At 47.4% G+C, this 19,745-nt stretch carries 14 protein-coding genes and 1 pseudogene; 11 read left to right on the forward strand and 4 right to left on the reverse strand.

Features of this window, described 5'->3' with window-relative positions; all coding sequences use genetic code 11:
- Positions 1–102 precede the first annotated feature (102 nt).
- Positions 103–483 carry a MerR family DNA-binding transcriptional regulator gene (locus A3GW_RS10680; protein WP_018367700.1) on the reverse strand — a complete coding sequence of 127 codons (381 nt, stop codon included), beginning with the start codon at positions 481–483 and terminating at the stop codon, positions 103–105.
- Positions 484–559: 76 nt separating this feature from the next.
- On the opposite strand from A3GW_RS10680, the gene A3GW_RS0102270 reads away from it, so the two are divergent.
- The 7 genes and pseudogenes from A3GW_RS0102270 (at position 560) to A3GW_RS0102300 (ending at position 11,499) form a co-directional block, all read left to right on the forward strand.
- A complete protein-coding gene (locus A3GW_RS0102270) occupies positions 560–1,543 on the forward strand; it encodes an alpha/beta hydrolase fold domain-containing protein (protein ID WP_018367701.1) in 984 nt (327 codons plus the stop codon).
- Positions 1,544–1,569: 26 nt separating this feature from the next.
- A complete protein-coding gene (locus tag A3GW_RS0102275; RefSeq protein ID WP_018367702.1) occupies positions 1,570–2,658 on the forward strand; it encodes an SMP-30/gluconolactonase/LRE family protein in 1,089 nt (362 codons plus the stop codon).
- Positions 2,659–2,707: 49 nt separating this feature from the next.
- Entirely contained in the window at positions 2,708–3,196 is a 489-nt protein-coding gene (locus A3GW_RS0102280; protein ID WP_018367703.1) for a nuclear transport factor 2 family protein, read from the forward strand.
- Between the two features lie 24 nt (positions 3,197–3,220).
- Positions 3,221–3,816, forward strand: a pseudogene (locus A3GW_RS11630) (glycosyltransferase family 8 protein); the annotation flags it as partial.
- A 13-nt stretch (positions 3,817–3,829) separates the two neighbouring features.
- The gene (locus A3GW_RS10685) at positions 3,830–4,093 is read left to right on the forward strand and encodes a polysaccharide deacetylase family protein (protein WP_018367705.1); all 264 of its coding nucleotides are present in this window, start codon (positions 3,830–3,832) and stop codon (positions 4,091–4,093) included.
- A 305-nt stretch (positions 4,094–4,398) separates the two neighbouring features.
- Positions 4,399–4,944, forward strand: coding sequence for a tRNA 5-(aminomethyl)-2-thiouridylate-methyltransferase MnmM (gene mnmM, locus A3GW_RS0102295; protein WP_026216546.1), 546 nt, complete (start codon positions 4,399–4,401; stop codon positions 4,942–4,944).
- A gap of 159 nt (positions 4,945–5,103) precedes the next feature.
- Complete coding sequence (locus A3GW_RS0102300) at positions 5,104–11,499, forward strand: discoidin domain-containing protein (protein ID WP_018367707.1); 6,396 nt, start codon at positions 5,104–5,106, stop codon at positions 11,497–11,499.
- A 101-nt stretch (positions 11,500–11,600) separates the two neighbouring features.
- On the opposite strand, the gene A3GW_RS0102305 is transcribed toward A3GW_RS0102300, so the two are convergent.
- Positions 11,601–12,428, reverse strand: coding sequence for an exodeoxyribonuclease III (locus A3GW_RS0102305; protein ID WP_018367708.1), 828 nt, complete (start codon positions 12,426–12,428; stop codon positions 11,601–11,603).
- A gap of 356 nt (positions 12,429–12,784) precedes the next feature.
- On the opposite strand from A3GW_RS0102305, the gene trhA reads away from it, so the two are divergent.
- The 4 genes from trhA (at position 12,785) to A3GW_RS0102325 (ending at position 17,748) form a co-directional block, all read left to right on the forward strand.
- The gene (gene trhA / locus A3GW_RS0102310; protein WP_018367709.1) at positions 12,785–13,423 is read left to right on the forward strand and encodes a PAQR family membrane homeostasis protein TrhA; all 639 of its coding nucleotides are present in this window, start codon (positions 12,785–12,787) and stop codon (positions 13,421–13,423) included.
- 442 nt (positions 13,424–13,865) lie between these two features.
- Positions 13,866–14,321 (forward strand): CtsR family transcriptional regulator, encoded by a 456-nt coding sequence (locus tag A3GW_RS0102315; protein WP_018367710.1) that lies wholly within the window; start codon positions 13,866–13,868, stop codon positions 14,319–14,321.
- A gap of 3 nt (positions 14,322–14,324) precedes the next feature.
- A complete protein-coding gene (locus A3GW_RS0102320; protein ID WP_018367711.1) occupies positions 14,325–16,769 on the forward strand; it encodes an ATP-dependent Clp protease ATP-binding subunit in 2,445 nt (814 codons plus the stop codon).
- Positions 16,770–16,911: 142 nt separating this feature from the next.
- A complete protein-coding gene (locus A3GW_RS0102325) occupies positions 16,912–17,748 on the forward strand; it encodes a PrsW family glutamic-type intramembrane protease (protein WP_018367712.1) in 837 nt (278 codons plus the stop codon).
- Between the two features lie 95 nt (positions 17,749–17,843).
- Here A3GW_RS0102325 and dusB read toward each other — a convergent pair whose 3' ends face one another.
- Together dusB and hslO are read right to left on the reverse strand one after the other, a co-directional pair.
- Positions 17,844–18,836, reverse strand: coding sequence for a tRNA dihydrouridine synthase DusB (gene dusB / locus A3GW_RS0102330; RefSeq protein ID WP_018367713.1), 993 nt, complete (start codon positions 18,834–18,836; stop codon positions 17,844–17,846).
- A complete protein-coding gene (gene hslO / locus A3GW_RS0102335) occupies positions 18,823–19,695 on the reverse strand; it encodes an Hsp33 family molecular chaperone HslO (protein WP_018367714.1) in 873 nt (290 codons plus the stop codon). Before hslO ends, dusB begins: the two co-directional genes overlap by 14 nt.
- Between the last annotated feature and the right edge of the window lie 50 nt (positions 19,696–19,745).

A 19,745-nucleotide genomic window follows, 5' to 3' on the forward strand; every position in this document is an offset into this window, starting at 1 on the left:
TGGCTTCTCTAACCAATCATAAAACAGCTGCCCTTTAACTAGCTTTAGCTTGGGAACAGCTGTTTTTGTTTTCCCTGACATCAAGTGTTCAACGCTAGTAGCCTACAACTGATCCTGCAAGGCTGCCAGTTGGGAAACTAATTCACTCTGGGATTCGAGTAAACCAGACAAGAAGGTCTTGAGCTGACCCAGTTGCGCAATCTGCTGGTCAATTTCCACCAAGCGGTCACGGAGGTTGGCCTTAGCCACATCGGTCAGGTCTTGTTTTTGTCGCAAGACCTCTAAAAAGACCCCGATGTCCTTGAGGGAAAAACCGCTTAGGGTCATGTCCTTGATAAAGCGGGCAAGGATGAGGTGCCTGTCTTCATAAGAACGGTAGTTGTTATCTCCACGGACAGGAGCTGGCAGGAGACCAACTTTTTCATAATAACGGACGGTGGAAATGGCCAGACCGCTACGGGCGACAAATTCTTTGCTGTTCATGGAACTTTCTCCTTGACTATAAAGTTACTTCATAGTTTATACTAAAAAGGTCTAAAACACAAGAAGGAGAAAAACCATGAAAAAACACCTGAAACGAGCAGGCCTAATCCTGCTCACCATCACAGCTCTGCTATGGGGCTATGCCCGCCTCATCCAACAACGGTCCCTGGCCAGCTGGGTAGTGGAATGCTACTTTTGGTTGAATGGCACCAAGAAGGGGCTAGAGGAGCAGCCAGAAGAGCAATTTGAAGCCTTTCTGGCTGAGCAGCAGGCCATCAGCGACCAGCCTTTTGCCAAACCCAAGCTTTCCCAAGAGGTGACGGAAACCACGGTGGACGGCATGCAGGTCTTCACCTGGAACGACAAGCAAGACTCCAACCAAAAGGTGCTCTTTTACATCCACGGTGGTGCCTATGTGGCACAACCGACCCCTCAGCATTTTTCAGCCCTGGATAACCTCTCGAAAGCCTTGGATGCCAAGGTGGTCTTCCCCATCTACCCCAAGGCGCCTGCCTACACCTATGAGGACGCCTTCCCCAAGATGGAGACCCTCTACAAGCAGGTCCTTGCCCAAACGGCTAATCCCCTCAACATCACCCTTATGGGCGACTCGGCTGGTGGTGGCTTTAGCCTGGGGTTTGTCATGTACGCCCGCGACCACGAGCTCCCGCAACCAAAGGACATCATCCTCCTCTCGCCTTGGTTGGATGTAGCGACCGACAACCCAGAGGTTGCAAACTACGAGGCAGTTGATCCCATGTTGTCAGCTTGGGGCCTTAACCGGGATGGTGAGCTTTGGGCTAATGGCAGAGCGAACATGGACAACCCTTATGTCAGCCCCATTTACGGTGACTTTGACGGTTTAGGTAAGATTTCCATCTTTGTCGGTACCCATGAGATTTTCCTGCCAGACAACCAAAAACTCCATAACCTCCTGACCCAGCAAGGGATAGACCACAACTATATCCAAGCTGACAAGATGAATCACGTTTACGCCATCTTCCCAATCCCTGAAGCCAAAGAAGCCCAGGAACAGATTGTGGAGATTATCAAGCAGTAAGAAACGGCTAGTTAAGCGAGGATAGAATGACAAAACAGAAATTTAGAAAACGACTACTAGCGACCCTCCTCAGCCTGCTGGCCCTTCTTGCCATCAGTTTTGGAGGCAGCTACCTTTACTATTCGACAGGTCACCAGGCAGAGGACCCCGAGGGCTTGGCCTCCATTCAAGGCCTCAATAATGCTGAAGACATGGTCCAGCTGGGCGACAGCCAGTGGGTCCTGACCGGCAACCTGGGAGACAAGAGCTGGGAAAAGGGCGGTCTCTATCTGATTGATGCTAAGACCATGACCTGGGAGGAGGCTGAGATTGATTTCTCAGCTGCCCCTGCGGCAGGCTACGAGACTATCAAAGAGCCAGAACTCTTTTCCGCCCACGGCATCGCTATGAAGCAGCTCGATGACACCAGCTTTGAAATCTATGCCGTCAATCATGGCGGTCGAGAATCCGTTGAGGTGTTTGACTTGTCCATAGCAGGTGATAAGCCGCAGATTCGCTGGAAGGGCTCGGTACCGACACCTGATGGCATGGTGGGCAATTCCGTTGCTCCCTTGTCAGATGGTTTTCTGGTGACCATCCCCATGATAGAGACTGATGCTGGAACCTTCACCGATTTTCTGGCTGGGAAAGCTACCGGCACTGTCTATAAATGGACCGCCGAGGCTGGTTATCAGGAGCTTCCCCAGGCCCGATTGGCTGGCAACAACGGCATCGCCGTCTCTCCTGATGAACAATGGGCCTTTATCAATGGTTATTCGGATAAGACCGTCACTAGGATTAGCCTGGTCGATGACAAGGCCAAGCCCGTGACTGTCCCTGTCTCTTTCTTGCCAGATAACATCCGATACAGTAGTGATGGGAGCTTGTTGGTAACGGGTCAGGACCCCCATATTCTGACCGTGGTCCTCTTGACCAATGGAACGGATATTGGAGTATCCCCATCCGATACGGCCGTTGCGGAGCTGGATCCTGACACTATGACAGTAACAGAGGTCTTGGATTTGCCAACATTTCGAGCCTTCGGTGGCGGGACAACGGCCCTCTATGTTGGAGATGACCTCTGGATATCCTCCTTCAGAGCCCAGCGGATTATGGTCGTTCCTGACGCCAAATAACTTCACCATCACAACACGACACTTATAGAAACTAGAAAGAGGAACAATTATGGAAAAACTAACACCTGAAAAAGCCTTATGGCTGGCAGAACGCTATTACAAGGGCATGGAAAAACGTGACGCCTCCATGGCCAGAGAATTTTATACCGAGGATTTTGTCCTCCAAGATGACGGGGCTGTGGATTTAATTCGAGGCATTGACGAGGCAGAAGCCTTCTTGCAAAACATGTACAATACCTGGCCTGACCTCAAGTTTGAGCTGATTAAAGAGCCCGCCATCGGCATTGACGGCGTAACCGTTGCCTTTCTGGTTCGAGCCACCTCATCACGCAAGAGCCGTCGGAAATTGACAGGCCCTACCGCCCAGTGGGAATTTGCCAGCTTTTACACGGTTGATTTGGAGCAGGAAAAATTCAGCGCTGGACGTTGCTGCTTCAACATGCTGGACCTCTACGAACAGCTCCTACCTGTACCAAAACGGGGCAGCAAATGGTTCCGCAAACTGGAAGCCATCTTCACAGGTCAACAGGTCAAATAAGGACGGTCACAAAACTTCCCCGTCCGCTACCCTGAAACCATCTATTACCGGCTCCTGGCCCACGAGTACCTGCCAGCTGACCTGGATAAAATCCTCTACCTGGATGCCGACCTGCTCTGCATCAATGACTTGGCTCCCCTCTATGACATGGATCTGGGAGAGAACTGTATGCGGCAGCCAGCCACGTCAAGGATTCGGTGGTCAACGAAGCCGTCAACAAGCTCCGTCTGGGCAACTATGAGGGCACCAGCTATGTCAATTCAGGTCTCTTGCTCATGAACCTGGCCGCCATCTGAAAAACCGTTAAACGGGAGGCCATCATAGCTTATATCGAGGGAAAAGGTCCCGTCCTCTTCCTGCCTGACCAGGATGTCATCAATGCCCTCTACGGCCATCAGATTGCCCTAATTCCAGACCAAATTTACAATCTGGATACCCGCTACCTGCCCTTTTACAAGCTCAAAAGTGGCGGTGACCATGATTTGGACTGGGTCATGAAGAACACGGTCATCCTACATTTCTGCGGTCGAGACAAGCCCTGGAAAACGAGTTATAGTGGTAACTTTGCTGGTCTGTATAAACACGATGAGGTCCTGATGAACCGGGATCAGTCTGGCTGACTATCAGGCTATTTTGCGAGATGGCAAATCTGCTCCTGAAAAGGCGATTTTGTTAACCTTTGATGATATTACCAGCGATTTTTATGATAGTGTCTTCCCAATCCTGACGCAGAACGGGCAAATGGCTACGCTTTTTGCTGTTAGTGACTGGATTGACCAGCCCAAGTACTTGACCAGTTCTCAGCTCTTAGAACTTGAACAAGCAGGCTTTGCTATCCAAAATCATACCAAAAGTCATCCACGCCTCAGCCAGTTAAGCCTGTCAGACCAAGAGTAGGAACTTCTAACAGCTAAAAACAGGCTTGAAGATTTCCTGAAACAGGACATCACCACCATCGCCACTCCTTATGGCAATCACCATGCAGATACCCTGACTGTTGCTAAGTCCTTACAGACCGATTTGGTCTTCACTGGTCAAACAGGCATTCCCTCATCAGAGCTCCCGGTCCCATCAATTGATGCGGATAAGTCTTTTACAGAGCCACAGTTTTGAGGAGTTTTTGGATTTTTTGTTAAACCACTAGAAGATTAGCTAAAAATAAGGTAAAATGAATCGATAGTTCAATGTATTTGGAGGAAAAAATGATCCAACGACCAATTCATCTGTCGCATGAATTTTTAGCAGAGGTTTTAGATAAGGATGCGGTAGCAGTTGACGCTACTATGGGTAATGGTAATGATACTGCTTTTCTGGCTGGTTTGGCTGGCCAGGTCTATGCCTTTGATGTGCAGGAATTAGCCTTAGTCAAGACTCAAGAGCGCTTGGCTAGTCTTGGTTTGACCAACGTACACCTTATCCATGCAGGTCATGAGCAAGTTGACCAATACGTAACCAGATTGAGGGCAGCTATTTTCAATCTAGGCTATTTACCTAGTGCGGACAAGTCAGTGATTACACAACCTGAAACAACGATTAGTGCTTTGGGAAAAATTCTTGACCGCCTAGAGGTTGGAGGTCGAGTATCGATAATGATTTACTACGGTCACGAGGGTGGGGAGATGGAAAAAGACAGTGTTCTTGCCTTTGTTAAGCAGTTAGATCAGACGGTGTTTACCGCTATGCTTTACCAGCCGCTGAATCAAAAAAATCATCCGCCCTTTTTAGTCATGATTGAACGCCTGAAGTGAGGTTATCAATGATAGAAGACATGCCACTTGATAGAGTAGGCATGTTTTTTTGTTGGGAAATTCAATATATAATCAGTTGACTTTTTGCTTAGTAAGCCTTATAATAGTGATGTATACGTTTACAATATCTATATTATCATCAAAAGGAGCAAGTGTGAGATGAAAGCTAAACATCGGTTATTTGATGAACGACAGCGTTATGCCATCAGAAAATTAGCTGTTGGGACAGGTTCTGTACTGATCGGCTCTTTCTTGCTGGGGGTCAACACTGCCTTTGCTCAAGAGCAAGCGACCAGTGAAACCACAACTAATTTAGGAGCAACTGAGCCAGCCGTAGCAGTTGATGAGCATGATCAACGAGCTGAACCCTCTCTGTCAACATCGACGCGACTAGCTAATTTGGAGGAGGGAGAACCTCTTGTTGAAGATTTAATTCAGCATAAACAAAGGCAGGTCACGAGTTCAGGTGTTGATTTGAATGATCTGGAGCGTTTTTCCCACGATTATGCTTTTGACCACAATCCTGAGACACGTTATGCTGCACCTAAGATGAAAGAACAGGGGAGTTCAGCAACTGACCAACAGACTCCGCAGTGGGTGCAGATTGATTTGGGGCAGAAAGCTAAGTTGCTCTCAGGGCGTGTTGATTTCTATCGTCTCGTTTATTCAACTGATTATGAGGTTTTAACAGCAAGCCAGTCGGATGCGCAGGAGGCTGATTGGCGGCAGGTCGTGCATCGGACTGCTCTGGCTGACCACGGTCCTGCGGATCAGAGTGATCACTTTACTCTAGAAACACCACAAGACCTCGATCGCCATGTCCGTATCCGTTTCAATCGTGTGAATGCAGGAGCGGGTGGCTATGCCGTTTCGGTCAAAGATATTCGTCTTAACGGTTACTTGCTTGCTAATAGCACCACTGAACCAGAAAAACCAGCGGCAGCTATTGCCCTAAACCGTCCAGTAACCGCATCGGGAGTGGAGGCAGGGACGAACACGTCACCTGAGCAGGCGTTTGATGGGGATGCTAGTACACGTTGGGCAGGCTTGCCGATGAAGCAATCTAACCGTCCAGACGATACGCAGACACCTCAATGGCTACAGGTTGATTTAGGAGCAGATGGCAAGCTAGCTGCTGTAGAAATTGATTTTTTCCGTAAGGTTTATGCGACGGATTATACGATTCTGACCTCTGCCACAGGTCAAGAGGGGAGCTTTAGAGAACTTCATCGGTCGACCAACCTAGCTGCCAGTACTACGGCGGTTGACTTGACAGACCGCCTAGTATTTGAGCAACCTTTAGCGGTCAATCGCTATCTTCGTTTCCAGTTCAATCGAATCAATCACCATGCAGGTGGCAATTCGGTGTCGGTCAAGGATATCCGCGTCAATGGTTGGTTGGCAGAAGACGTCAAAGAACCTGTTGATCCTGTCGCCAAGCTAGAAGCTGCTCACCTGATTGTTCGTGATGGTCGTGTGATGCTGGTTGGGGCAGATACCGATGACGAGTATAGCTATGAGGTTATCGGCTCTGCTAATCAATATGTCGTGGATAACCAAGGACGTTTGGCTACCTACCGCCTCAATGATATGGACGTGGTCATGGTTGTCGCTGCTAGGCATCAAACGACAGGTGAGTTGGTCATCCCATCTAAAATGAATAAGACCATTCATATCCCTGCCAGCCATCAAGAAACAGTGACAGGGACAAATGCTAAGCCCTTGCTCGCTTTGGACATTCAGGAGTTTTTACCTGGCGAAGGGATTCTGACCCTAGACGAACAGTCAACCTTATATGTCGCTGATGGCTTAGATAAGCAGGCAGCCTTGTTTAATAAGGACCTGCAAACGATTCTGGGCTACCAATTGTCTTCAGCACCAGCAGACCAGGCGACAATTAGTTTCACACTTACGGATGAGTATGACCTAAAAGACGAGGGCTACTTGATGCGGATTGGGGACAAGGTTGACGTTTTTGCCAAAGATGCCAAGGCTTTCAACTATGCCGCTGTGACCCTTGCTCAGATGTTACAGGCGCAAGGGCACTTGACCAAGGGTGTTTATCGCGACTATCCTAATTATGCCATCCGTGGTATGTTGCTTGATGTGGCTCGGATTCCCATGCGACAGGACTTTTTAGAGGAAGTTTCCCACCTCTTTCGCTGGTATAAACTCAACGAATTACACCTGCATATCAATGATAACCAGTGGCCAGATGGGTCGCGCTCAAGTGCTGAAGCATGGGCTAAGACGGAAGCTGCCCATCGCTTAGAATCTACCACATTTCCAAGCCTTAACAAGTCAGCGTTTAAGCATGACCGTTATGAGGGAGAGTACGATTTTTACCGTGATACCTATGGCAATCCTGCCTATTCTTTGGAGGAATTCAAGAAATTCCAAGCTCAAAATGGCGCAGCTGGGATCAATACACTGGTGGAGTTCGACACACCAGGGCATTCGGCGGTGTATTCACTCTATGCCTTGAACAATCCTGACCAGATTGATTATCTTGGTCAACCTATTCATCACCCGAATGATTTAGAAGCGCTAGCCATTAACGAACAAGTTTATCCAGAAGAAACGGCTCGCGCTAAGCGTTTTGTGCGAGAATTGTTGAACAGTTATCTGGATGCAGGTATTTTTACCTATGACCATATTCATCTTGGTGTTGATGAATATTGGCAAAAAAATGGTAATAAAGAAGCCTTTAGAACCTATCTAAATGAGCTGAATGAATTAGCAAAAGAGCATGGTAAAACACTCAGAACTTGGGGAGCGTTGAGCATTTTCCAAGGAAATACCCCAGTCTCCAAAGACATTATCTTTGATGAGTGGGCTCAGTACGAATCAGTGAGTGTTGACCGTATCAACGAGGGTTTCAGAGTGGTCAATGTGCCACAGCCCTTCACCTATGTCACACCCGGACGTAACCATAAAGACATCATCAACGAGCAGTATGTGTTCGACCACTGGAAGCCCTACGTGTTTAATTTGGATGTCGCCAGTCACCAGCGCCAGGCATTGGAGGGCGAGCCCTTACTCTTGGGAGCCAAGGGAGCGATGTGGGGGGATGAACATGCTGAAGGGATTGAAGAGAGCGATTTATACTACCGTTTGGAAAAATCTCTCGCTATGATTGGTTTTAAGACTTGGAATGGGAAATCAACTCGGAGTTTCCTTGATTATCAGAAAGCCCTTGAAGCCACACGCCTCCACAACAATTACCTGCCTTACCAGACAAAGACAGAAGTTCTGTTAAATATTGATGCGACCTATGCTCAGGATAACCAGGTCAGTGATTTGTCAACCAACGGCTTGGGGATTCGCTCTGAAGGTCGGACGGCTATCGTTGAACTTGATGGCGAAAAATGGCTAAAATTTGACGGAGACAATCATCTGGTGACTGATGTGCAGACCTTGGGCTTGCCTTACACCCTTGAGATGACCTTTAAACCGACTAATGTTGACAAGGGGAGTTTGCTTTTATCAGAAGATGGGGCCTTGTTCCTCAATGCCAAAGGTCGAACACAAGCAGGTGAAGTTGCTGAAGGTTTTAATCTCAATCGCTATTTTTACTCACAACATATCGCACCAAAACTGGAGAGCGGTAAGGTCTACAAACTGACCTTAACAGGAACCAGAGAGGTACTCAATGTTTACCTGAACGATGAGCGGATTGCCTCTTTTAGTCATACAGAAGGGTTGCCTCTAGGAACGCGTGGGAACTTTAGAACCTCATTTAACCTCCCAATCAAGGAAATCGGCAAGGGATTTGAGGGTTACATCAAAACTATCAAGGTTTATAATCGAACTCAGGAAGCAACTGAAGTTGGCAATGAACATTTGGAACGGGTCAATGTTGCCTTGCACAAGCCTGTCTATGATTACCGTCATCAGTCAGCTTTTTGGAACCAGCACATCAAACCTTACCATCGTGGTCGCTTGACCGATGGTGACACAGACGGTCCAGAAGGGCGCTGGCAGTCATCGAATCATGACCATGATTACTTTATCGTTGATTTAGGTGAACAAACTGATTTTGATGCTGTGCAGGTAGTGTTTGATGCTTCTAGAGCGGCAACTGCCTTTAACATCGCCGTGTCAGATGACATGACTAATTTTAGGGACGTTAAGCAAGTCACCCAAAACACGACGGCAATGGTCACGCTTGACCTTGGACCTCAGAAAGCTCGTTATGTGAAGTTTGCTTCTGTCGCCAGAAAACCTGGTACTAATGAAGTAGGCATCAAAGAATTCAGAGTTTATCAACCACGAACAGTTGATAAATCAGCCTTAGCTCAGCTATTAGCCACTAAAGAAATCGCGATTGAAAACGATACTTGGTTGTATGCAGCAAATGTGCTCGCCAATAAGTTTGCGACTGCTCAGGATGTTAGCGACGCCTTGGCCTTGGTGGAGAAGTTGAAAGACCGCACAGCAGAAGATGACGCTTCAACACTAGCCCCTGAGACCCCAGAGGATCCAGGCAAACAAGATGAAACTCCAGTTCCAGATTCGTCAGATGGTGCTGATACACCTGACGTGTCCGCTCCGACCTCACCAGAAGATTCATCGAACAGTGGTGCTGGTTCAGGTAGCGCAGGCGAATCAACTGATACGCCAGCTAACTCGGTGGACAACGGTTCTGGTTCAGAGGGTTCAGGCGAACAAGTTGAAAATCCAGCTCCAGATTCGTCAGATGATGCTGATACACCTGACGTGTCCGCTCCGACCTCACCAGAAGATTCATCGGACAGTGGTGCTGGTTCAGATAGCGCAAGTGAATCAGCTGATACGCCAGCTAACTCGGTGGACAACGGTTCTGATTCAGAGGATCCAGGGAAACAAGTTGAAACTCCAGCACCAGATACGCCTGATATGTCCGCTCCGACCTCACCAGAAGATTCATCGGAAAGTGGTGCTGGTTTAGACGGCACAGGCGAATCAACTGATACGCCAGCTAACTCGGTTGACAATGGATCTGGTTCAGAGGGTTCAGGTGAACAAACTGAAACTCCAGCACCAGATACACCTGACGTGTCCGCTCCGACCTCACCAGAAGATTCATCGGACAGTGGAACTGATTCAGGTAGCACAGGCGAATCAACTGATGCGCCAGCAGATTCGGTGGACAATGGTTCTGATTTAGAGGATGCAGGCAAACAAACTGAAACTCCAACTCTAGATACGCCTGACGTGTCCGCTCCGACCTTACCAGAAGATTCATCGGATAGCGGAACTGGTTTAGACAGCACAGGTGAATCAATTGATACGCCAGCTAACTCGGTGGACAACGGTTCTGGTTCAGAGGGTACAGGTGAACAAGCTGAAACTCCAGCTCTAGATACGCCTGATGTGTCCGCTCCGGGTTCACCAGAAGATTCATCGGACAGTGGTGCTGGTTTAGACGGCACAGGTGAATCAATTGATACACCAGCTAGCTCGGCGGACAACGGTTCTGGTTCAGAGGATGCAAGTGAACAAACTGAAACTCCTACTCCAGATACGCCTGATATGTCCGCTCCAACCTCACCGGAAGATTCATCGGACAGTGGAACTGATTCAGGTAGCGCAGGCGAATCAACTGATGCGCCAGCTGACTCGGTTGACAATGGTTCTGATTCAGAGGGTTCAGGCGAACAAACTGAAACTCCTACTCCAGATACGCCTGATATGTCTGCCCCGACCTCACCAGAAGATTCATCGGAAAGTGGAACTGGTTCAAGTAGTGCAGGCGAATCAACCGATACGCCAGCTAACTCGATGGACGATGGCTCTGGTTCAGATGGTTCAGTGCCAAGCAAACCAACAGTTCAGACCGATCCGTCAGGTGGTGCTGATACACCTGATGTGTCCGCTCCAACTTCACCAGAAGATTCATCGAACAGTGGTGCTGATTCAGGTAGCGCAGGTGAATCAGTTGATACGCCAGCTAACTCGGTTGACAATGGTTCTGGTTCAGAGGATGCAAGTGAACAAACTGAAACTCCTACTCCAGATACGCCTGATATGTCCGCTCCAACCTCACCAGAAGATTCATCGGACAGTGGAACTGATTCAGGTAGCGCAGGAGAACCAACTGATACGCCAGCTAACTCGGTGGACGATGGTTCTGGTTCAGAGGATGCAAGTGAACAAACTGAAACTCCTACTCCAGATTCGTCAGATGGTACTGCTTTACTTAATGTTGGCATAGCTCAGCGCTTGATGAATGCTGATAGAATAAGGCCATCAGAACATAATCTGACAAGTAGTCTCTCTCTGTCTGGAGAATTTGCTACAAGAAGTGATGAAAATAGTCAAATATCAGCTGCTTTCCCACAGTCAAGGAACGCAGAAACAGCGCAAGCAATTACTCAAAATCACCAAGCGAGTGAACGTGCCAAAAATCCAATAACTACAGAACCTAAGAAAATGAAGAGCGCAAATTCCTCTCCTAAAGCATCAGCAACTCAAGCAGAAACCAGTGATTTTCCCGCTTTACTCGTTTTAGGTGCTGGCGGTATGCTTGCGGCACTCGGACTACTGAGCGTCAGACGTCGCGGTACAAAGTAGGTAAGAAATATCAAGGATGACTTGCACCGTTGCCTAGTGCAGACTAAAGAACAAAACACCCTTCAGCCTTATTGCTGAGGGGTGTTGATGGTGCTGCTACTTTACCAGTTAATCTCCATGACAATTGGGGTGTGGTCTTGGCGAGTACCAGAGTCAATCATATCAGACTTGGTGACCTTGCCAGCGATGCGGTCGCTGACAAGCCAGTAGTCGATTCTCCAGCCTGTGTTGTTGATTTTGCTGGTGCGGCTGCGCTGTGCCCACCAGGTGTAGGCGCCTGTCACATCGCCGTGCAGGTGGCGGAAGGTATCTGTGAAACCTGTTGCCAGCAGATTGGTAAAGCCAGCACGCTCTTCATCAGTAAAGCCGGGTGACTGGCGGTTGCTGGCGGGGTTGGCAAGGTCGATTTCCTTGTGGGCAACATTGTAATCCCCTGTGGCAAGGACGGGTTTGATAGCATCCAGCTTAGCGAGGTAGTCAGCGTATCTTTCGTCCCAGATTTGGCGGTCAGCGAGACGTTTGAGACCATCGCCAGCATTTGGGGTGTAGACTTGCGTGACAAAACAGTCATCAAATTCAAGGGTGATGATGCGCCCTTCGCTGTCCATGGTGGTTGGTGAGCCGATTTCAGGGAAAGTAACGATTGGGCTCAGCGACTTGCGGTAGAGAAACATGGTCCCTGCGTACCCCTTACGAGCTGGTTCACAAGAAGACCGCCAGACGATAGCGTGGTCTGGGAAGTAGCTTTCTAAAATGTCCAAGTGTTTTTTGGTCGGTCCCTTGTCGGATAATTTGGTCTCCTGAATAGCGATGATATCAGCATTTTCAGCGACGAGCGTGTCTATCACCGCCCGAGACAGCAGAGCCCGTGGGCTGTCAGATGTCAGAGCAGCGTTTAAGGAATCAATGTTCCAAGAAATCAGTTTCATGAAATGTCCTTTTCTAAATTAGAAGTTCCTTTCCATTATATCAGAAAATACGGTTCTTTCCGCAAAGTAAGTTTTAGAAAGCGACAAACCGCTGAAAAAAGTGGCTATTTGACAGGTACACATTAGCTTTTGAAAACGACAGTCTAGATTAGAATAGGGCATAAATTATAGCTCTAGATCTATTCGGAGTGATGTAATAATAAAAAAGTAGGAGACCGCTGTTTAATTAGTTATTATGGTTAAGCGTTAGGACAACATAAAACATTTCCTCCCCACTTGTCCCAGCGGATAGTAAAATTCTCTCTTTGCTCAGCTATTATGGTAAAATAAAATGAACACAATAAAGAGGAGGTCGTATGAATTTATCGCAACGCCTGACGTTCGGTGAGGAGCTGGCTAATGCTATTAGCCATGGTGTCATGTTTTTACTGCTTTTGGGCTTATCGCCTTGGATGGCCGTTCATACCTACCTCAAAGGAGGCGTCACCTTAGCTTTTGGTGCCAGTGTTTTTATCGTTGCTCTCAGCCTCATGTTTCTCTCCTCGACCCTCTACCACAGCATGGCCTATGACTCGCCACACAAACGAGTTTTCCGCATCCTCGATCATTCCAGCATTTTTATCGCCATTGCGGGCTCCTACACCCCAGTCCTTTTGATGGCTTTGGAGAAATGGCAGAGCTGGCTCATGGTGGGGTTGCAGTGGTTTTTGGTCATCGGTGGGATTTTGTATAAGGTGCTAGGCAAAAATCGCATTCCAAAACTCAGCCTTATCATTTATTTGGTCATGGGCTGGCAAGCAGTCTTCTTTCTACCTCAGATTATCCGTGCAACTAACGCAGTCTTTCTCAGCTTGATCGTCGCAGGTGGCCTGATGTACACGATAGGGGCGTATTTTTACAGTAAGAAAAATATGCCCTACCATCATCTGATTTGGCACCTCTTTATTAACGCCGCCTCTATCTGCCATATCATTGCTATTGTGGGCTACCTATAAACTCATGTGAAAGGATGATAATGTGAAAAAACGAGTTCTATTGCTAACGTTACTTTGCCTTTTTTGCTACCTCAGCTTGCGCCTTTTTCCATCACTAGAAGAAGCTTTACACGACTTTTTGGGTTGGTACTGACGACTTGGTGGCAATGTAGCCCTTCGGGAGTAATCCAGAGGGCTTTTTACGTGTTCTAAACGCAGTCGGTATTTTTTAGGAAGCCCTTGTCCAAAGGTCGTAAACTCATCTTGTCTATCGAAAATTTATTACTCCATTCGTGTGCTAAAATAGACTAAAGTGGTTTCGATAGCAGTTGAAAAGCCTTATCTGGTGCAGTTAGTGCTTGTGGTGGCGCAAATCAATCATTCTATGGTATAATGGTCAAAGATAGTCAGATGAAATCAATCCTTATATGAAGTGCTAGATTTCCAAAGAAAGGGAGTTGACATGCCACTAAAAAACACATCGGATCATATTGAAGAATACATAAAAGAAATTTTAGAGAGAACAGGAATGGCTGAAATCAAGCGTTCCCATATAGCGGATACCTTCCGCGTGGTGCCTAGTCAGATCAACTATGTCCTTAAAACACGCTTTACGGAGAGTCGAGGGTACTTGGTCGAAAGTAAGCGAGGCGGCGGAGGTTATATTCGGATTGCGCGGCTGACCTTCTCAGACCAGCACCATTTGCTCTGCAATTTAATGGAAAGCATCGGAGACCAGCTCAGTGAGCAGATTTTTGCTGAGTTGTTGGACTATTTAAGTGATGAAAACCTCATCACACGACGAGAAGGCCAGCTTGTTCTCAGTTTAGCAACAGACGACCTGTTAGGTACTGAAGGACCACGTCTACGCGCAGAAATGTTGCGCCGTCTGCTCCAACGCTTAGATAGAAAAGGATAGGTTATGGATTACTCATTAAAATTAAAGGAAATTCTTGATTTTGCCCAATATCAGGCAACACGGTATAAGAGCCAGTCTATTGAAAGTTGGCATTTATTGTTAGCCATGGTGGTGATTCCTGATTCTGTGGCAAGTTTAGCGTTCGCAGAATTTGACGACGTTGTTTCCTATAAGGAATTTGAAGCCGTGGCTCTACATGTTTTAGAGAAACAACCTGAATTGAGACGCCCCAAAAGTGCCAAACGCCTATTGCCCTTATCCAAAGGCAGTCGCCTTCTTTTTCAAGATGCGGAACAAATTGCTACCTTGGTTAATGATAAGGAAATCGGTAGCCAGCACTTGCTATTTGCTATGTTGCTTAACAAAGACCTCTTGCCCTACCAAATTTTAGAGGCTGTTGGCTTTGTTTCTGGAAATAGCAAGACATCTGGTTTACGCTTGTCAGCCCTTAGAAATGTTTTAGCAGGTCATTCTGGACTGACGAAAGACCAAGTGAAAGAGATTTACGACCTCAAGCATGGGCGTAAAGCTAAGATGAGCCAGTTTCATATGATGGGCGGAGCCATGACAACTCCTGTCGGGGATTTGGAAGATTACACCCGAGATTTGACTGAGGAGGTTAGGCGTGGGAACCTTGACCCAATCATCGGTCGTGATGAGGAAATCACTCGAATGATTAAGGTGCTGAGCAGAAAGACCAAAAATAATCCTGTTTTGGTGGGAGAAGCAGGTGTCGGAAAGACAGCTCTTGCTTACGGTTTAGCGCAGCGGATTGTCCACGGAGAAGTACCTTATGAGCTACTGGGTAAACGTGTGCTGGAGCTTGATATGATGAGTGTTATTGCTGGCACTCGTTTTCGTGGTGATTTTGAGGAGCGAATGGAAAAAATCATTGAGGAGATTGAGACAGCAGGCGATATTATTCTCTTCATTGATGAGCTGCATACCATTATGGGGTCAGGTTCAGGCATTGACAGCACACTTGATACCGCTAACATTCTGAAACCTGCTCTATCTCGTGGCACTCTGCATTTGGTTGGGGCAACGACACTCAATGAGTATCAAAAACACATTGAAAAGGATGCCGCTATTGCACGCCGTTTTGCGAAAATTATTGTTGATGAGCCTAGTTTGGCTGATAGCTTGGCTATTCTCAAAGGCATCCGTGAGAGTTATGAGCGCTATCACCGTGTAACAATCAGTGATGAAGCTTTGGAGACTGCTGTGAAATATGCGAAGCGGTATTTAACCAGCAAGCAGCTCCCTGATTCAGCCATTGATTTGTTAGATGAAGCGAGTGCTATGGTGCAGCAGATGGTCAAACAAGAGGAACAGCCCCTTTTGTCTGTGGCTGATGAAGCCCTTATAGCAGGTGACTTTAGGCAGTTGAAGGCAGCCTTAGCTGAGGTCAAAGAGCCAGTACGGCCTACTCAGGTCACAAAAGAAGATATTCTGCTGACCCTCAGCAAACTCTCTGGGATCCCTGTTAGCAAGATGACACAGGCGGATAGCCAGAAATACTTGCAGTTAGAGCAAGAGTTGCATAAGCGCGTAATCGGTCAAGATGAAGCCGTATCAGCGATCAGCCGTGCTATCCGTCGCAATCAGTCAGGGATTAGGCTTGGCAAACGCCCGATTGGCTCCTTTATGTTCCTCGGTCCAACTGGTGTCGGCAAGACTGAGCTTGCCAAGGCCTTGGCTGAAGTTCTGTTTGATGATGAGCAGGCTCTGATTCGTTTTGACATGAGCGAGTACATGGAGAAATTTGCAGCTAGTCGCCTAAACGGTGCGCCTCCTGGCTACGTCGGTTATGATGAAGGCGGTGAATTGACTGAAAAGGTACGCAACAAGCCCTATGCTGTCCTTCTCTTTGACGAAATTGAAAAAGCACACCCAGATGTGTTCAACATGTTCCTACAGATTTTGGATGATGGTCAGCTGACCGATACTAAAGGACGAAAAGTTGATTTTTCAAATACCTTAATCATTATGACCTCAAACCTCGGAGCGACAGCTTTGCGTGACGATAAGACAGTTGGTTTTGGGGCAAAATCAATGGCACATAACCATCACGCCATGGCACAGCGGATTGCTGAAGAAGTGAAAAAAGCTTATCGCCCAGAATTTCTTAATCGGATTGATGAGCAACTGGTCTTCCACAGCTTAACCGAAGATGATATGCAAGCCATCGTCAAGATTATGGTAAAACCACTCGTTAACCATCTGGCAGAACAGGGGATAACACTCAAAATCCAAAAATCAGCCCTATCGCACTTGGCGGCTGCGGGTTATGATGCCACATTGGGTGCTCGTCCCTTGCGCCGAACCTTGCAAACCAAGGTGGAGGACAAGTTGGCAGAACTCCTCTTGTCAGGTGACCTAGTTGCAGGCAATACGCTCAAAATTAGCTACACAAACGAGAAACTAAAATTTATAGTGACGGCATAAAAAGAGAACAGCTACTTATTATACAGGTAGCTGTTCTTTTTTGATTGCCGTGATGAGTTGTTGGTGTCATGAAGGCCATTAAGGTTTCTTTAAGACGATTGCCTTACAATGACAATACAAAAACATAAAACGGAGGAACATCATGAAAAAACTATTGAGCATTTTTTTGCTGCTGATTGTTGGTCTTGGGCTGGTCTATGAAGCATTTATTGTTATCAGTATTGGGTTAAACGGGTCGCAGATTGTTCAACTCCTTAGCGCATGGGGGATTCTATTCATTGCCTATGCCCTGCCTTTGATAGTTTTGGCAAGGCATTATTTGAAAAAACATCATCAGCTCGCTTGGATTTTGCCGATTGCTATCTTAGTAGGTGCAGGAGCAATTGGTCCCCTGTCAGGATTACTCAATTTTCAATTGATTGCGGTGCTTAAGCAGCTTTTAGGCAACAATGCCGTATTAGATGCTTGGGCAGCAAGTATTGCTCCGCCAATTGTTGAAGAAACGCTGAAAATGGGCGTAGCCCTGCTTGTTATTGTCCTGTTTTCGTTGCGCCATCGGGTGTCGTGGTTGGTAACAGGCTTGGGCGTTGGACTCGGTTTCCAACTGTTAGAGGACCATACTTATTTTATGGGAACTTTTGTGGAACAATCAGGTTCACCAATCAGTCAGGCAATCTCCCGTCTGGATATGGCTTACGCTTCTCACTGGTTGTTAACTGCTGTGATGACTTTGGGTGTGGCTACATTGATTTTTGACAAAGCTTCTCGGCGTTCGGTTCTGCCTTATCTGTGGGTCATCGGTCCAAGCTTGCTCCATGCTTTTGGAAATAATCCATTTACAGACGAGCATAAATGGTTACTAGTCATCTTTGTTCTTCTAGGTTGGGCATTGTTGTGGACAACGCGAAAACAAGCTGAGGGGTGGAAAAGTAGTCTTTCTCCGAAAAAGCAAAGCCCATCATTTTTTGGTCTCTTCTAAGGCCATAGGAACAATAATTTGTGAATAATCAAAAAAGGCTGATGTCAATGTCAGCCTCTTTTAGTGTTCAAATCTTGTTGGTTAAGCCAGTGACATCACTCCGTACCAAACCCATCAATAGTTGCAAACAGTGTTTCAACTTGTTCTAAGGTTTCTGCCTTAGCGACGCTACCTCGGATTTTAGCAGCGCCAGATGTGCCACGGAGGTAGTAAGGGGCGAGACCTCGAAATTCGCGAACTGCCACCTTTTCTCCCTTGAGCGCCACCAAACGCTTGAGGTGCTCATAGGCAATGCCCAGTTTTTTCGCAAAAGGTAAATCAGGCAAGACCTCACCAGTCTCGAAATAATGGTTAATCTGGGTGAAGAGGTAAGGGTTATTAAGTGCGCCACGACCAATCATCACTGCATCGGCACCGACCTCGTCAATCATAAATTTAGCTTCCTCAACGGAGCGAATATCACCATTACCGATAAAGGGAACTTTGGTGATGGCCTTGGCTACCCGAGCCAGGGTCTCATGGTCGCAGGTTCCGGTGTACATCTGCTCACGGGTTCGACCGTGCATGGCGAGGGCTGACACACCAGCAGACTCAGCTGCAAGGGCATTTTCAACCGCTAGAGAACTATCTGCCCAGCCTGTCCGCATTTTGACCGTTAGGGGAATGTCGATGGCTTTTTTAACCGTACTGATGACAGAATAAATCTTCTCGGGGTCTTTGAGCCACATGGCTCCTGCTTCATTTTTCACGATTTTGTTGACAGGGCAGCCCATGTTGATGTCTAACATATCTGCTTTGGTGTGTTTTTGTAAAAACTCAGCTGCTCGAGCGAGACTATCCCCATCACTACCGAAGACTTGGATAGACATGGGGTGTTCATTCTCATCGATGTGGAGCATGTGCAGGGTTTTGGCATTGTTGTAGAGAATCCCTTTATCAGAGACCATCTCCATGACCACTAGCCCTGCACCAAACTCCTTAGCGATGGTGCGGAAAGCGGAGTTGGTTACCCCTGCCATGGGGGCTAAAACGGTACGGTGGGGAATCTCAACGTTCCCAATCATAAAAGAGGAATTAAGTTTGCTCATCAATCAATCTTTCTAGGTCATTTTCAGTAAAGGAGTAGGTGGTCTGGCAGAACTGACAGATAATTTCTGCACCGTGATCCTGCTCTGCCAGGTCCCTTAAATCGCTGGTCGAAAGGGTCATCAGAGCTCCCTCGAAGCGCTCACGAGAGCAGTCGCATGAAAAGGCGATAGGCTCCTCGCTCAGGCGTTTGTAGGGATCGTCGCCATAAATGGCGGATAGCAGAGCATCGAGTGGTTGGCTAGTACTGAGGAGAGTGGAGATGGCTGGCATCTCTTGCAGGCGTTTTTCAAAACGGGCGATATCAGTTTCCTTGGCACCAGGCAGGACTTGGAGCATGAACCCTCCTGCGACCTTCACCTGGTCCTTATCGTCCAAGAGGACGTTGAGACCGACAGCAGACGGGGTCTGCTCGCTTTCTGTCAGGTAGTAGGCAAAATCTTCACCAATCTCTCCTGTAATGAGCGGTGTCGTTGAGGTGTAGGGATTGCCTGTGCCGTAATCGGTAATGACGATGAAATGCCCTTGTCCCATGAAAGGACCGACCAAAACCTCGCCAGTCGAAGTTTTTTTAATATCCACTCCGCGGTTTTGAATATAGCCCTTGACCGTACCTTTGGTATCAGCAACGGAGATGATGTGACCGAAAGAGCTATCACCGATGACTTTGAGGGTCACCTTGCTGTCTCCTTTTTGGTTGGCTGCTAGAATGAGGTTAGCAATCAAGGCACGCCCTAAGGCAACAGTGGACGATGACATGGTCTGGTGAGCAGTTTGAGCAGCTCTAACGGTTTCGGTGGCGTCCAAGACATAAGCGCGGAAAGCACCGTTTTCTGCGATTGTTTTTATCAATTTATCCATAAGGACTATTATAGCATACCTTGGTTATTTTGCCACACAGAGATACTTAA

The sequence above is a fragment of the Streptococcus entericus DSM 14446 genome, assembly GCF_000380025.1.
Lineage (GTDB): Bacteria > Bacillota > Bacilli > Lactobacillales > Streptococcaceae > Streptococcus > Streptococcus entericus.